Here is a 12,243-nt window from a genome sequence, read left to right on the forward strand (position 1 = left end):
TTGGTCGTTGGGTAGTTCGCTTGGAGTAGTTGCTCTGACTGTGGTCGTGGATCTCGGTCGTAGTCATGAGGTGGTCTTCTGACTGGTGTCGTCGGTCGTGCTGGTGATCAGGTGCAGGGCGATGGGCGTGGTCTCGGTGTCGCTTTCGGTGTCGCGGAGTGCTTTGAGAGCTGCGGAGGCGGTGCCGCGGGAGACCTCGGCGGCCTCCTGGAGCTCGCTGACCGTTGGCCAGGTGCGATGCCGGGCGCGATGGGCGCGGGCGAGGTCCTGAGCGCGCTCGCGCGCCGGGGCCGGAGCGGGTGTTGGCTCCTGCTCGCGCGTGGACGACGCGTCGTGTTCATTCGTGCGGTCGGCGCCCGTCGCCCCGACCGTGGCCGGGACGAGGGCGTGCGCCTCGCTGACCACGGGAACCGACGGCCCAGGCTGAACGGGAACCGCTGAACGCTGAACACCTGCGTCCGCTGTACGTCCGTCCTCGGCGAGGAGGTACAGCAGGTGCGCGACCACCGCGGCCGCGACCGCCGGCCACGCCCCGATCCCGAACCGCAGCCACGCCGGCGCCGCCAGCGCACCCGCGTCCCCGGCGAGGAACGCGGCCTGCGCGAGCCCGGACATCCCAGCCGCGACGACCACGACGGTCCAGGCGTAGCGGGCCGCAGACCCCTGCAGCCGCGCGGTCGCGGCGTAGGCGACGAGCGCGAGCCCGTCAGTAATCAGCGGGTAGAGCCACGCGAGGGGCTCTGGCACGCGGGACGCGACGGCGACCTCGTAGAGCCCGTGCGCCGTCGCGATCGCCGCGCCGATGGCGACCGCGAGCCCGGGCAGCCAGACAACGGACCGCTTCCAGCTCACCGCGCACCTCGCAAGGTCGTGGCGATCGGGCTGGTCGACTGCGGCGGCTCAGGTGCTGGCTCCTCGCGGGCAGTCGCCCACCACTGGCCGATCCGGCCGAGCTCGGCCTCGGACGGGACCGTGGGGGCGCCGGTGACCTGGTCGGGCCAGCCAGGTCGGGTCTGGTGGTTCTCGCGCGAGCACACCCCCGCTGTGGCCTTGATGCGTCGCACGACGCCGGGGCGCTGGCGGTCGTGCCAGTCCCCCGCGAGGGCCACCGATGCTGCCGAGCCCTGGTAGGCCGCGGCCCAGGCGTGCATGAGCCAGAGCAGCTCCTCGACGACGTGCGGGTGCCAGCACCAGCACTCCGGGAACGACTCGACCGCATCCGGGTAGCGCAGGTACACCTGCGCGAGCCAGCCGACGAGCTCGTCGAGTAGCCCGCCGGTCACCTCGGGGTCGGCCGGGGCCATCAGCCAGGACGGCGCCGGGGTCTGGGCCTTGCGGGCGTTGAGCGCGGCGACTGTCTCCCCCAGCTCCGCGAGCAGCTGCGAGAGGGTGTCCACCCGCGGCGGGAGCGGGGCGACCTGGCGGCGCAGGCCGTCGACCTCGCGAGCCAGCCCGGCGACGGCGGCGTCGGGAGTCTCGGGGCTCGGCGGGATCATGCTGGCCACCCGTCCTCTGTCCGCTCAGCCCACACCGCGGCCTGCTGTTCCGCCCGCGAGGCGTAGCCGGGGCTGTGGTCCCGGTCGACCTCGGCCGCCTTGGCCGCCCAGCCCGCGGCGTTGACCGCGGCCCGCGCGCGGGCGTCGGCGGGGGTCTCCCCGGCCTCGTACTCGCGCCACTCGTAGTCGCGGCGGATCTCGGCGACGTCCCCGGCGTCGAGGCCCCACCGGTGCACCGAGTAGCCCAGCCGCGCGCTGGTGTCATCGAGGTAGTCCCGGATCATCGCGTCCACGACCTCGCGGGAGCGGCCGGTGTCCGAGACGAGCTGCTCGACGGCCTCGTCGCGGGTCAACGGGACAAGGCGCGGGTCCGGCTCGGGCCAGTCGTTGGTGGCGATCGTGGTGTCGGACATCGTTACTCCTCCCCTGCGCGGGTCGGCTGGACGGGGATGACCTCGCCGTCGACGACGAGTGCGTCGCCGGGCAGCGCGGGCGAGGCGGGCTTGGTGAACTGCGGTCCTGGCCAGCCGGGCACCGCGCGGGCCGCGCTCCAGCGGGCGGGCGGGACCCGGTCGACGGTGTCGACGACCTTGCACGCCAGATGCGGGCGGCGGCGGGCGTAGCGGGTCCAGCGCACGTCGCGGCGCCGCCAGGCCATCTGTGCCCTGCCGACGACCGGGGCCATGCCGCGGCGGATCACCAGGACCTTCCCGGCGGGCAGGTTCGCGATCTGCGCCGGCGACAACACTGCTGTCTTCCGCGTGCCGCGGGCGACGGTGTGCCCGCGCGGGTCGAGGGTGTCGGCGGGCTCGTCGCGCTCCCCGGTGAGGGTGGACCAGAACTGGAGGTCGTCGCGGTCGCGGGTGCCGCCGAAGACCATCACCGCACCGGCGTTGTTCAGGATCGTCGCCGCCCCGTGCGTCCCGTAGCGGGCGAGCAGCTGCGCCCTCGACTGGACGACCACGAGGATCGACACCCCGCGTCCGCCCATGTCCGCGGTCCACGATTCGAGCGGCACGGGGCAGATCAGAGCGGCCTCGTCGAGTGCGAGCCGCAGCCCGGGATCCAGACGGCCCGAGGGCTTGGTGGCGGCGATCCGGCGGGCCTCGCGGGCGATGAACCCAGTCAGCGCGCACACCAGCGGCGCGATCGGGGACTCCTCGCCGCCGAGCAGGAACACCGTCCCCCGCACGGACAGCAGATCCGCGACGTCCAACGGGCGAGCGCCGTCCGGGCCGAGCCCGGCCGCCGCCCTCGCGGGTGCGGAGGTGAGCCAGCCGAGCGCGGGCATGATCGTGGAGGTGATCGATGTCCGGGTGCGGTCGTTGGTGGTCACGAACTGCTCGAACGAGGTCCCGAACCCCTGCTCCGGCGAGCGCCGCAATAGCGCGGTCACCTCCTTGCGGGCGGCCTCGGGGTCGGCGGTCCAGTCCATGACCTCCCTCATCGACCGATGGCCCAGAGCGGCGGCGTGCAGGAGTGCTTCGAGGACGCGTCGGCCTTGCTGTTCCCAGTACTCCCGATCCCCGCCACCGTCGGAGGAGACGGCGGACAGCAGGTCCGCCGCGCGCTCGGCGGCGGCGACCGGGTTCGCGCACCCGGTCAGCGGGTCGAACGTGACCGTGGAGGCGACCGACCCCAGACCAGCGGGGTTGAACACCACCACCGGGCCCTTGCGTTCCCGGTACGGGGTGCACAGGTCGAGGAGGTCGAGGCGGGTGCTGGTGGCCAGGACGGCGCCGGGGGCGTCGATGATCTGCCCGGCCAGCCACCCGGACTTCCCAGAGCGCGGGCCGCCGACGGTGACGACGACGTCCTCGTTGGATGACCACACCCACTGCCCGCCCGAGCGGCACAGCCGCACGGCAACCTCGGCGACAGGCAGGGACATCAGCTCCCACCTCGACCGGCCTTCCAGCGAGGGTCGGACCGTGGTGGCGCGGCGGAGCATCGCCGCGGATCCGCCGAACCGGACGATGTCCAGTGAAGACGCGACCCCGGACTTCCGCCGCGACCGCGCCCCCCACCGGGACACCACCGACGCGGAGCGGGACCACCGATAGCGCACCAGCACCAGTAGCCCGAGGGCCGGGACAATCAGCAGGGGCCATGGCAGCGCGCGCAGGATCGTGAGCGCCGGCAGCAGCGCGAGGAGCCCGAGGCCCAGGGCGATTCCTCGAGCCCGCCGGGCCCACGCCAGGACGGCCGCGGCGACCAGGGCGAGCAGGACCAGCGGGGTCGGGCTCATCAACACGTCCATCTCAGCCCTCCCAGCTGGTGCGTGCGCGCCATGCCCGCACGTCGGCGCGGTGCCGCGCGCAGTCGTCGGTGTGTCCCGACTCGTTGTCGTCGGGGAGGGACTCGAACGGGCCCCGGTCCTGGACCAGCTCGCCGCACGAAGCGCACCGCCACGACGACGAGGGCGGCCGGAACAGCTCCCGCGGGCACTGCGGCTCGCGGCCCTCGACGACGAGCCCGAACGCCACCTCACCGACCGGGTCGCCCTCGTCCGGCAGCCCGAGGGCCTCGCCGACCTCGTCCCACGACCGGCCCGCCGCCCGCGCCGCCTCGACGACATCGACCAGCACGCGCCGCGCGGCGTCGCGCAGCACCGCGGCGGCCCGTACGCCGGGCAGCGGGTCGACCAACCGTCGTCGGGTCAACATCTGGTAGCCCTCGATCGGCTCGACGACCACCTGGCCGTCGAACTGCTCGACCGCCACCTCCTCCATGAGGATCTGCAACCGCCGCGAGATCGCGCTCACCGGGCACCCCCGCAGGCCATGCCCGCCGCCCAGCGGTCGACGGTCCGTCGGGATACCCCGAACTCCGCCGCCACTCGCGGCCGCGGGACACCCGCCGCCAGCGCCCGGCGGCCGGACGCGATGACCTCGCCGCGCGCGTTCGGCGGCAGGTCCCGTGCACCCACCGGCACGACCACCGTGGGCCGCAGCTCGGCGGGCCGCACGACGTCGGCGGCGCGGCGGAGCTCGGCGCGCTCGTGCTCGTCGAGCCCGCCGGCCACGCCATGCGGCAGCGCCACGAGCGCCCACGACAGGCACGCCGCCCGGACCGGGCAGCCGGCGCAGAGCGCCTTGGCCCGCTCCACGGCGTCGTCACGAGCGGGTCCGGCCTCGGCGACCGGGAAGAACGTCTCCGGGTCCACGCCGCGGCACGCGGCCCTGGTCAACCAGGCCTGCCCCGTGTCTGTCTCTCGCCCTACCATCGGAACCTCTCCTGCCGTCTGCTGATGTGCGGTGAGAACGGCCCGGCGGCTGTGTCCCGCCAAGAACCCGTCGCCGGGCCGACCCACCTCCTGGACCTGCTGTGTCACGGGCTTCCTCCTGCCGCTCGCAGAGCGGCCTCAGCCCTCGGTGTCAGGGCGAAGCGCTCCCCCGCCGCCTCGACCGGCTCGCCGACCCGCCCGCGGCTGTCGAGGCAGAGCACGGACCCGTCGAGGTGGGAGAACTCCGGGCGTCGTCCTGCTGCGCGAGGCCAGCCGGTGGGCGGGGTCGCGGCGACCAGGTCCCCGCATCCCGGGCACACCAGCTCGGAGATGTCCACGGTCGTCATCCGCCGACTCCCGCCTGATGGGGATCACCGGTCAGCGCCGGGGTCGCCGCGCTGTCGATCGCGGTCAGGAACGACCCGATCGCGCTCGGCAGGCCCTGCCCGACCGGCGTGGCGATGAACAGCACCAGCGCGAGCAGCGAGAACGCGACCGCGCCGCCGGCCGAACGCGACTTCGCGCAGATGAACGCACCCGCGATCGCGACGAAGATGAGTAGGCCGACCGCGCTCATGCCACACCGCCGGGCAGGTCGCCGGCCTGGGCGACGGCGTCGTCGAGCAGCTGCTCGACCGCCTTCGCGGGGATGACGTACCGGCCCTGACGCCCGCCGAGCCGCATCCGGACGGCCGGGAACTCCTCGGCCTGGATAAGCCGGTAGAGGTACTCCTGCGAGATGCTCAGGAGCGCCGCGGCCTCCGGCACCGTGTATGTCGGAACGCCCTCGGCGCGCTTGCGGATCGCTCGGTCCAGTGCGGACGAGCGGACGGCTGTCCGGAGTGCCGTCCTCCCCTGCCCCTGCTCGTTGCTGTTGCTCACCCTGCTTCTCCTCTCTCTTACTACTTACTGTGTCTCACAGTGCACTCTGCCTCATAGTGCGTCAAGAGTTCCCCCTCAAATGGCCGCACGGCATGCTGGGCGACGACGAGCCCGATCGGAAGGACGTGCGAGTTGCCCGACTGGACCCGCGGGGAGCCGGCCTACCTACAGGTCGCCGAGGCCCTCCGCCAGCAGATCCGGAGCGGTCAGCTGGCGCCCGGCGAGCAGCTGCCGTCGTACTCCGCCCTGATGCGCGAGTACGACGTCTCGATCACCGTCGCGCGCTCCGCCGTCTCCGAGCTCCGCTCCGAGGGCCTCGTGAGCACCCACCAGGGCAAGGGCGCCTTCGTCCTGGAGGGCGCCGCCGAGGCCGCCGTTCCGCGTGACGCGACGATCGCCGCCCTGCGCCGCGACCTCGACGCCCTGGCCGCTCGCGTCGCCGAGCTGGAGGCCGAACGCCCAGGCCCGCGGTAGTCCGTACCTGCGACTTTCTCTGTTCATGCCACAACTGTCGTCCGCGGCGGGCATCATCAACAGACGACAGCGAGGACAACGGCGGACAGGCCCGTTGTCATCGACAGGGGGGACATGGGGGATGGACACGGGGACATCGGATGCCCTCGTCCCGAATTTGCTCCTCCTCGAGCTGCGTGAGTCGCGCTCGCTCGGACGGGGCCGGCTCGCCCGCGAGCTGCACCGCTTCTGCACCGCTCGCGGCTGGAGCTCGCCCGGCGAGCAGAGCATCGACAAGCAGATTTACCGCCTGGAGACCGGCCGCATCCGCCGGCCGGACCGCTTCTACACCCGCCTGATCTGCGAGTTCTTTGAGCGCACCGAGATCGAGCTGTTCGGCCCCTCCGGAACGCCGGGCGCTCGCGCACCGCGCTACCGGATCCGCAGCCACAAGTTCGTGCCGCTCTACGTCGGCGCCGAGGCCGTCGCCGCGCTCCGGCGCCATCCCGACGAGTCCGACGGCGACTGGCTCGACTGCTACCGCGTCGAGGGTCTGGAGCTCGACGGCTCGCCCGCCTTCTGCTGGTCCTTCGGCGTCGTCATGTTCCACATCGTCGAGGAGCTGGAACCGGACTCGATCGCCGAGGTCGCAGTGTGGCGCCGAGTCACCTACGACCTGGACATGGAACGGGCCGCGGCGGTGGTCGCCGCGCACGGCCTCGAAGTCCTCGGCGACCCGTACGTCCTGAGCGCCTACTGGGTCGACGACGTCCCCCTCGACGCCCAGCACCACGACAGCGCGCTACGACTGCTGTGCGTCCCGCGGGTCCTCGTCAGCCGCCACGAGCGCGGGACGCCGCAGGAGAAGCTCGCCCGGGCCTCGGTCGTCGAGCAGGCGTTCCTCCGCGACGGCTTCGACCACCCGGACATCTGCGACTTCGGCGTGCGCGCGATCGCCGCCGGCTACGCCTCCTGGTCCGGCATCGTCTACTCGCCCCTCGCGCCCGAGCAGTGCCTCGCCGAGCACGAGCTCGTCGCGTGCGAGCTGTCCGTGCAGGCCGCCTGGGCGTACACCGACCACATCCGCCAGGTCGTCGAGGCGGGCGAAGACCCGGACGTTCCGCCGGAGTACGGATGGCGCTACCTGCGCGGCATCCGTTCACGGTTGACTACCGAGAGGCCGCAGGAGACCTCCCAGCACCGCGCGATGCGCGAGGCGATCGTGCAGACCAGCGGCCTGCTCCGACGACTCGACCAAGCCATCGACACACTCCGAGACTGCGACAGGCGGTAAGCGTGGCAGAGATCAACCCGGTCCTGGTCGTCGTCGACGTCCAGAACGGCTTCGTCACCGAACACTCGGCCCACGTCGTGCCCGTGATCAAGGACCTCGTGCAGAAGTGGCTCGACGCCGGCCGCGACGTGGTGTTCACGCGCTACTTGAACTACGACGACAGCCCGTTCGAGAAGGTCATGGGCTGGTCGAAGCTTAAGGACTCGCCGGAGATCGACATCGTCGACGAGCTGCAGGAGCTGAGCAAGAAATCCCTCGCGATCATCGACAAGAAGATCTACACGATGTTCAACGAGGAGGGGACCGCGCTCGCGCGGGAGCGGGGGTGGACGGACATGTATGTCTGCGGGATCGACACGGAGGTCTGCGTTCTCAAGACTGCCGTCGATGCCTTCGAGCACGGCATCCGCGCGTGGCTGCTGACCGACGCGTCGGCGAGTCATTCTGGTCGGGCCCCCCATGAAGCTGGAGTGCTCGTTGCACAGAAGATGATCGGGCGCCAGCAAACGATCAGCTCGTTCGATGCCTCTCCAAGCGGGAGCACCGGTTGGTAAGTCGGCAGTCGCAACCGTGCGCGCTGTCGCACGGTTTGTCCCGCTCCTTCTAGTCCTCCTTGTGGCCACCTCCCCCTGCTGGGGCATGAGAGCCGATGGTCTCTAACGTCTCGAAGAGGCGCTCCGCGTACGTCTCTCCCTGCTGAAACACCCTCTTCGGGCTGACCGCGAGCAGGAAGCTCAAGAGGAAGCAGACGTGGATCAGCGCGGCGACTCCGACGACCTGGGGGTCACGGCCGGCGAGAAACGCGACCCCGTCGGTCGTCAAGGCTCCGGCGAGGACGATGAACGCGATCGGGCGCAACGCCAATAGGTTCCGCCAGAACCCGTACTTCGTGAGTTCCTCGCGCACGAGGGGGTAGCGGTCGCTCTGTTCACGGACCCGAGTGATGAGAACTCGCGTGGCAGCCGTGTATCGCTCGTCCGATGCTGATGGAAGCACCCGCTCCTCGTGCAGCGTCGGCAATGGTCCTCCGACCAGCTTCTCCAGCGCGGCACGCCGTCGGTCTCGAAGTACGCGGTTGCCGCCCGTCGTGGAGTTGCGCAGCAGGTGCGTCGTCGGCATCCCAGCCCACTGCCGAACCAACTTGCCCTCGAGTCGCTGGCCGCGCCCGCGGACGATGTTCATGAGGAAGAACGGGACCCCCAACGCCACAGCGCAGGTGCCGAGTTTCTCTAGCTCCAATCCGGGCCAGAGGAGCACGATTGCGGCCGCCAGCGGCAAGAACGTCAGCAGGGCTGGGTACAGCTGAGCGCGGCGGCCATACGTGTCGAACTCCTTGAAGATCTCACTCATCGGGCTCAACACCCTCGTCCAGCGCAGGGACCTCTGGCGCCGGACCCCAGCCCGCTCGCCACATTCCACTTCCGTCGGAGTGACAGACCGGAGTGCCCGCGGTGACAACCACCCTGGCGCCACGACGCTTCAGCGCGTTGACGACCTTGGCTGAGGGATGCTTCGGAGCATCCTTCGCCGCCGAGATCAGCGCCGAGACCGAGGCGAAGGCCGCGTACCGGGGTCCAAGGATCCGATCAAGCAAGGTCGGCCCGATGTTCCGTCGACTGCCATGATGAGGAACCTGGAACAGCGCCAGCGGAGAGAACTCGAACTCCCCGATGACCGCCTCGTACCTGTCAGCGGCCCGGGTCAGCGCTCGTTGGCCAGCATCACCTGTGAGCAGCATCCGGTGCCCAGCCACATCGAGGAGCGTAACGACCGAGGTCTCATTGCGCGGGTTGGTCTCGCCAGCATCGGTCAGCGTCTCCAGTGCCGGAAGGAGGGACACCGCACGCTCGAGGAGGTTGCGGGCACGGAGTCCGATGCTGGAGAGGCTGATCGACTTCGTACCAGCCGTCACCTGCGCAAGGTGCTCTCTGATCAAGTCTTCATAAAAGTCCTCATCGGGACTAAGGACCTGCAACGCACCACCAAAGCGCTCAAGCCCGGTGAAAGGCTCGGTGATCATTGTCGAGTTGTCCTTCGCCACCGCGATGAGGGCATCCACTGCCTCGATGTTGGAAAAGCTCGTAATGCCGGGGATCGCGTGGACACGAGGTTGGTGGATGAGGAGTTCGTCGACGTCCAACTGCTCGACCACAGTCGCCAGGCCGTTGATGTGGTCGGCATCAGGATGTGTCGAGATGACGAGGTCGACGTGCTGCGTCTCGTAGTAGCACCTGATGTGGTCGACGAGTTCCTGCCCGGTTGCCTGGTAGCCGCCATCGACAACGATCACACGCTGCCGTCCGTCGCCGTCGGTGAACCGACCGGTGATCGCATCGCCAGACTTGGTGCTGCCCTCAGCCGTGGAGCTCGCGACGGGCAAGAAATCGATCTCAAGCATCAAGGACCTCCGTCCTCGGGGGCCGGCCTCGGGGACGGTCGACCCAGGAAGCCCAACGAGGCTGGGGAGGACCTCGCTCTCGGGCGGCGTCCGTCGTCCGCCGCGCTGCGGCTGATCTCGAACAGGGACGAAGCTAACACGGACCTTTCGAGATGTCCAGCGGTGCGGCAGACTCGGAACACCACCCCAAACAAAGGCATGCCATGGCTAATGAACACATCGATGTGGACGCGCTATACGGCGCTCTGAACAAGGCCAGGGAGATGAAGGATACCTCTTGGCGTGAACTCTCGAGAGCGATCGGCGTGAGTGCATCCACCATGTCCCGAATGGCTCAGGGACAAAATCCAGATGTCAACGCGTTCGCCAAGATGGTCTCCTGGCTGGGAATGCCCGCGGAAAGATTCATCGTTGGCGACGAGAGTAACAGTCCAGCCAGCAAGAACGAGCCAGAGCTCGTAGCTGAGATCGCTCCGCTACTTCGCGCACGAAAAGACTTGTCAAGGCCTGACATTGAGCTACTGGAGGCTCTCATAGAGTCAGCTGTTCGGCGGTTTGCAGCTGACCGACAAGAGACGGAGACCTGACCTCGATATGGGCGAGCGCTGGACCCAGAAGAAGATGATCGATCTAGCGTCTGAAGAACGCGAGGATCTAGGTTTGTCGCCTTTCGTAGCGCTGAACCCGTTCGAACTTGCAGAGCACCACGGTATCCCTGTTTACGGCATGGACAGCCTGGCGTCGTCTCCACTGTCAAGTCGGGCTGTACAGCACTTCAGCACGTCGGGCAGCGCGCTCTGGTCTGCCGCCCTCATCCCCGCCGGTCGGTTCCGGATCATCATCGAGAACACAGCGCATACAGCTGAGCGCCGATCCTCCTCGATCGCTCACGAGTTGTCACACTTTTTCTTAGAGCACGAGTTCGACACTACACTCCTAAGCGAGGAGAAGCAGTGTCGCAACTTTGACAAGCAGAAGGAGAACCAGGCCAAGTTCCTATCAGGCGAGCTCCTAATCCCTCAAATAGCAGCCAGAAAAGCTGCATTTCGGGGTCTCACAAATGAGGAGGTCGCCGCTCGCTTTGGAGTCAGCACTCAATTCGCCCAGATGCAGATGGCGGGCGCGCGGAAATATGCTCAGCGCGCACTAGAAAAGCAGGGCCGTCAGTAGAGCTCGGCCCGCCGAATTCTTCCGCCGATAACATCCGCAGCACGACGGTCGGCTTCATGTGCCCAGGCGGCGTAGACCCGTAGGGTCGTTGCTCCGCCACCCCCGTGTCCGAGCCGGCCGGCAACAGTACGCAGATCGATGCCAGCCGAGAGCAGCTCGGTAGCGGAGTAATGCCGCAGGGCGTGGAGATGGCTGTCGATGTTGAGCCGCGTGCACATGCGGCCGTACCGGTGCGTGACGCCGCTCGGATTGCAGGGCTGGTCGTTGGTCGGCGAGTAGGAGAAGAGGTAGGCGGTCCGAAGCGGGCGCACGCGGCACTCGGCGCACCGCTGCTCGTAACGCTGGCGGTGCTCGGTGAGGACCTCGACCGTCGCCTCGTCGACCGCCACGCGGCGGGCGCGGTGGGTCTTCGTGTCCTTCTCGATGTTCTTCCCCGTGACCCGCACGTGGTTGCGGCGGACGTGGATCACACCGTTCTCCAGGTCGATGTCCGACCAGCGGAGGGCGAGGAGTTCGGCTCGACGCATGCCGGTCACCATCGCGACCCACACGAGCGTGCCCCAGTCCTCGTCCTCCTCCCACGCAGCAGCCACCAGTGCGGCTGCCTCGGCCGTTGTGGGCGGCTGAGGGTCTGGGGCCGGGAGGCGCGGGATGCGGGCGAGCTCGGCCGGGTTGGAGGTGATCCAGCCCCACCGCTGGGCCGCGGTCATCGCTCCACGGATCAGGAAGTGAATCTTGCGGATGGAGGCGGCCGCGAGCGGCTTGCAGACGTGCGGCTTGCACTCGACGACCTTGCAGCCCTTCTCGACGCAGTCGTGGGGCGGGTAGCCAGCGGCCGGCGCGCGGCCCGGAGGGCGCTTGTGCCGGACCTCGCGGCACTCGTGCAGCCCCTCGACCCGGTGCTCGACGAACGGGCGGCCAGCGCAGCGTGAGCCGCAGCGACGGAGCTCGGCGTACAGGCGCTCCAGGACGTGCGTGGTCACCTTGCCGAGCGGCTCGTCGCCGAGCACTGGGTAGATGTGGCGCTCCGCGTAGCCGACGTAGTTCTCGTAAGTCGACTCTTCGAGCTCGTGCGTCTCGAGCCAGGCCTCGATCGTCGTGCGGAGCGAGGCGCGGGTCTTGGCGTGGCGCTGCTCGGCCACCTGGGCCTTGAACTTGCGCAGGATCCTCTTGGCCTCGGCCTCATCGGTGCTAGATCCGCGCAGGTAGAGCTGCCGTCCGGTCACCGGGTCCGTACCGGCGTAGAGGATCGCCTGGAACGAGTTCTTGCGGCGCCGGATCATCCCCTCGGTGCGGGGCTTCGGCGGGTTCTTGGCCACGCAGC

At 69.3% G+C, this 12,243-nt stretch carries 17 protein-coding genes; 5 read left to right on the forward strand and 12 right to left on the reverse strand.

Features of this window, described 5'->3' with window-relative positions; all coding sequences use genetic code 11:
• Nucleotides 1–63: 63 nt before the first annotated feature.
• The 9 genes from AB0B41_RS05520 to AB0B41_RS05560 form a co-directional block, all read right to left on the reverse strand.
• Entirely contained in the window at nucleotides 64–852 is a 789-nt protein-coding gene (locus tag AB0B41_RS05520) for a hypothetical protein (RefSeq protein ID WP_358199280.1), read from the reverse strand.
• Entirely contained in the window at nucleotides 849–1,496 is a 648-nt protein-coding gene (locus tag AB0B41_RS05525) for a hypothetical protein (RefSeq protein WP_358199282.1), read from the reverse strand. Before AB0B41_RS05525 ends, AB0B41_RS05520 begins: the two co-directional genes overlap by 4 nt.
• Nucleotides 1,493–1,909 (reverse strand): hypothetical protein, encoded by a 417-nt coding sequence (locus AB0B41_RS05530; protein ID WP_358199284.1) that lies wholly within the window; start codon nucleotides 1,907–1,909, stop codon nucleotides 1,493–1,495. The genes AB0B41_RS05525 and AB0B41_RS05530 overlap by 4 nt, the downstream gene beginning before the upstream one ends.
• A gap of 2 nt (nucleotides 1,910–1,911) precedes the next feature.
• A complete protein-coding gene (locus AB0B41_RS05535; protein WP_358199286.1) occupies nucleotides 1,912–3,744 on the reverse strand; it encodes a TraM recognition domain-containing protein in 1,833 nt (610 codons plus the stop codon).
• Nucleotides 3,745–3,757: 13 nt separating this feature from the next.
• Complete coding sequence (locus tag AB0B41_RS05540; protein WP_358199288.1) at nucleotides 3,758–4,261, reverse strand: hypothetical protein; 504 nt, start codon at nucleotides 4,259–4,261, stop codon at nucleotides 3,758–3,760.
• The gene (locus AB0B41_RS05545) at nucleotides 4,258–4,722 is read right to left on the reverse strand and encodes a WhiB family transcriptional regulator (RefSeq protein ID WP_358199290.1); all 465 of its coding nucleotides are present in this window, start codon (nucleotides 4,720–4,722) and stop codon (nucleotides 4,258–4,260) included. Before AB0B41_RS05545 ends, AB0B41_RS05540 begins: the two co-directional genes overlap by 4 nt.
• 104 nt (nucleotides 4,723–4,826) lie before the next feature.
• A complete protein-coding gene (locus tag AB0B41_RS05550) occupies nucleotides 4,827–5,069 on the reverse strand; it encodes a hypothetical protein (protein ID WP_358199292.1) in 243 nt (80 codons plus the stop codon).
• Nucleotides 5,066–5,299, reverse strand: a complete 234-nt coding sequence (locus AB0B41_RS05555) for a hypothetical protein (RefSeq protein ID WP_358199294.1) — start codon at nucleotides 5,297–5,299, stop codon at nucleotides 5,066–5,068. The genes AB0B41_RS05550 and AB0B41_RS05555 overlap by 4 nt, the downstream gene beginning before the upstream one ends.
• Nucleotides 5,296–5,604 carry a helix-turn-helix domain-containing protein gene (locus tag AB0B41_RS05560; protein ID WP_358199296.1) on the reverse strand — a complete coding sequence of 103 codons (309 nt, stop codon included), beginning with the start codon at nucleotides 5,602–5,604 and terminating at the stop codon, nucleotides 5,296–5,298. The genes AB0B41_RS05555 and AB0B41_RS05560 overlap by 4 nt, the downstream gene beginning before the upstream one ends.
• A gap of 132 nt (nucleotides 5,605–5,736) precedes the next feature.
• On the opposite strand from AB0B41_RS05560, the gene AB0B41_RS05565 reads away from it, so the two are divergent.
• The 3 genes from AB0B41_RS05565 (at nucleotide 5,737) to AB0B41_RS05575 (ending at nucleotide 7,905) form a co-directional block, all read left to right on the forward strand.
• Nucleotides 5,737–6,078, forward strand: coding sequence for a winged helix-turn-helix domain-containing protein (locus tag AB0B41_RS05565; RefSeq protein ID WP_358199299.1), 342 nt, complete (start codon nucleotides 5,737–5,739; stop codon nucleotides 6,076–6,078).
• Between the two features lie 121 nt (nucleotides 6,079–6,199).
• Nucleotides 6,200–7,351, forward strand: a complete 1,152-nt coding sequence (locus AB0B41_RS05570) for a hypothetical protein (RefSeq protein WP_358199301.1) — start codon at nucleotides 6,200–6,202, stop codon at nucleotides 7,349–7,351.
• Between the two features lie 2 nt (nucleotides 7,352–7,353).
• Nucleotides 7,354–7,905: an isochorismatase family cysteine hydrolase gene (locus tag AB0B41_RS05575; protein WP_358199303.1), complete on the forward strand. Its 552-nt coding sequence runs from the start codon at nucleotides 7,354–7,356 to the stop codon at nucleotides 7,903–7,905.
• A 49-nt stretch (nucleotides 7,906–7,954) separates the two neighbouring features.
• Here the strand turns inward: AB0B41_RS05575 and AB0B41_RS05580 are convergent, their stop codons facing one another.
• Complete coding sequence (locus tag AB0B41_RS05580; protein WP_358199305.1) at nucleotides 7,955–8,701, reverse strand: hypothetical protein; 747 nt, start codon at nucleotides 8,699–8,701, stop codon at nucleotides 7,955–7,957.
• Entirely contained in the window at nucleotides 8,694–9,749 is a 1,056-nt protein-coding gene (locus AB0B41_RS05585) for an MBL fold metallo-hydrolase (RefSeq protein ID WP_358199307.1), read from the reverse strand. The genes AB0B41_RS05580 and AB0B41_RS05585 overlap by 8 nt, the downstream gene beginning before the upstream one ends.
• A gap of 152 nt (nucleotides 9,750–9,901) precedes the next feature.
• Between AB0B41_RS05585 and AB0B41_RS05590 the strand changes: the two genes are divergently transcribed.
• Entirely contained in the window at nucleotides 9,902–10,336 is a 435-nt protein-coding gene (locus tag AB0B41_RS05590) for a helix-turn-helix transcriptional regulator (RefSeq protein WP_358199309.1), read from the forward strand.
• Nucleotides 10,305–10,919, forward strand: a complete 615-nt coding sequence (locus AB0B41_RS05595) for an ImmA/IrrE family metallo-endopeptidase (protein WP_358199311.1) — start codon at nucleotides 10,305–10,307, stop codon at nucleotides 10,917–10,919. The genes AB0B41_RS05590 and AB0B41_RS05595 overlap by 32 nt, the downstream gene beginning before the upstream one ends.
• Here the strand turns inward: AB0B41_RS05595 and AB0B41_RS05600 are convergent.
• Complete coding sequence (locus tag AB0B41_RS05600; protein ID WP_358199313.1) at nucleotides 10,913–12,238, reverse strand: tyrosine-type recombinase/integrase; 1,326 nt, start codon at nucleotides 12,236–12,238, stop codon at nucleotides 10,913–10,915. The genes AB0B41_RS05595 and AB0B41_RS05600 overlap by 7 nt on opposite strands.
• Between the last annotated feature and the right edge of the window lie 5 nt (nucleotides 12,239–12,243).

This window comes from Pseudonocardia sp. NPDC049154 (genome assembly GCF_040648315.1).
Classification (GTDB): domain Bacteria; phylum Actinomycetota; class Actinomycetes; order Mycobacteriales; family Pseudonocardiaceae; genus Pseudonocardia.

Excerpts from the sequence above, each read along its gene's own strand:
- AB0B41_RS05525 (WP_358199282.1), bottom strand. The coding sequence starts at position 1,496 with ATGATCCCGCCGAGCCCCGAGACTCCCGACGCCGCCGTCGCCGGGCTG.
- AB0B41_RS05530 (WP_358199284.1), bottom strand. The coding sequence starts at position 1,909 with ATGTCCGACACCACGATCGCCACCAACGACTGGCCCGAGCCGGACCCG.
- AB0B41_RS05535 (WP_358199286.1), bottom strand. The coding sequence starts at position 3,744 with ATGAGCCCGACCCCGCTGGTCCTGCTCGCCCTGGTCGCCGCGGCCGTC.
- AB0B41_RS05545 (WP_358199290.1), bottom strand. The coding sequence starts at position 4,722 with ATGGTAGGGCGAGAGACAGACACGGGGCAGGCCTGGTTGACCAGGGCC.
- AB0B41_RS05550 (WP_358199292.1), bottom strand. The coding sequence starts at position 5,069 with ATGACGACCGTGGACATCTCCGAGCTGGTGTGCCCGGGATGCGGGGAC.
- AB0B41_RS05555 (WP_358199294.1), bottom strand. The coding sequence starts at position 5,299 with ATGAGCGCGGTCGGCCTACTCATCTTCGTCGCGATCGCGGGTGCGTTC.
- AB0B41_RS05570 (WP_358199301.1), top strand. The coding sequence starts at position 6,200 with ATGGACACGGGGACATCGGATGCCCTCGTCCCGAATTTGCTCCTCCTC.
- AB0B41_RS05580 (WP_358199305.1), bottom strand. The coding sequence starts at position 8,701 with ATGAGTGAGATCTTCAAGGAGTTCGACACGTATGGCCGCCGCGCTCAG.
- AB0B41_RS05585 (WP_358199307.1), bottom strand. The coding sequence starts at position 9,749 with ATGCTTGAGATCGATTTCTTGCCCGTCGCGAGCTCCACGGCTGAGGGC.
- AB0B41_RS05590 (WP_358199309.1), top strand. The coding sequence starts at position 9,902 with ATGTCCAGCGGTGCGGCAGACTCGGAACACCACCCCAAACAAAGGCAT.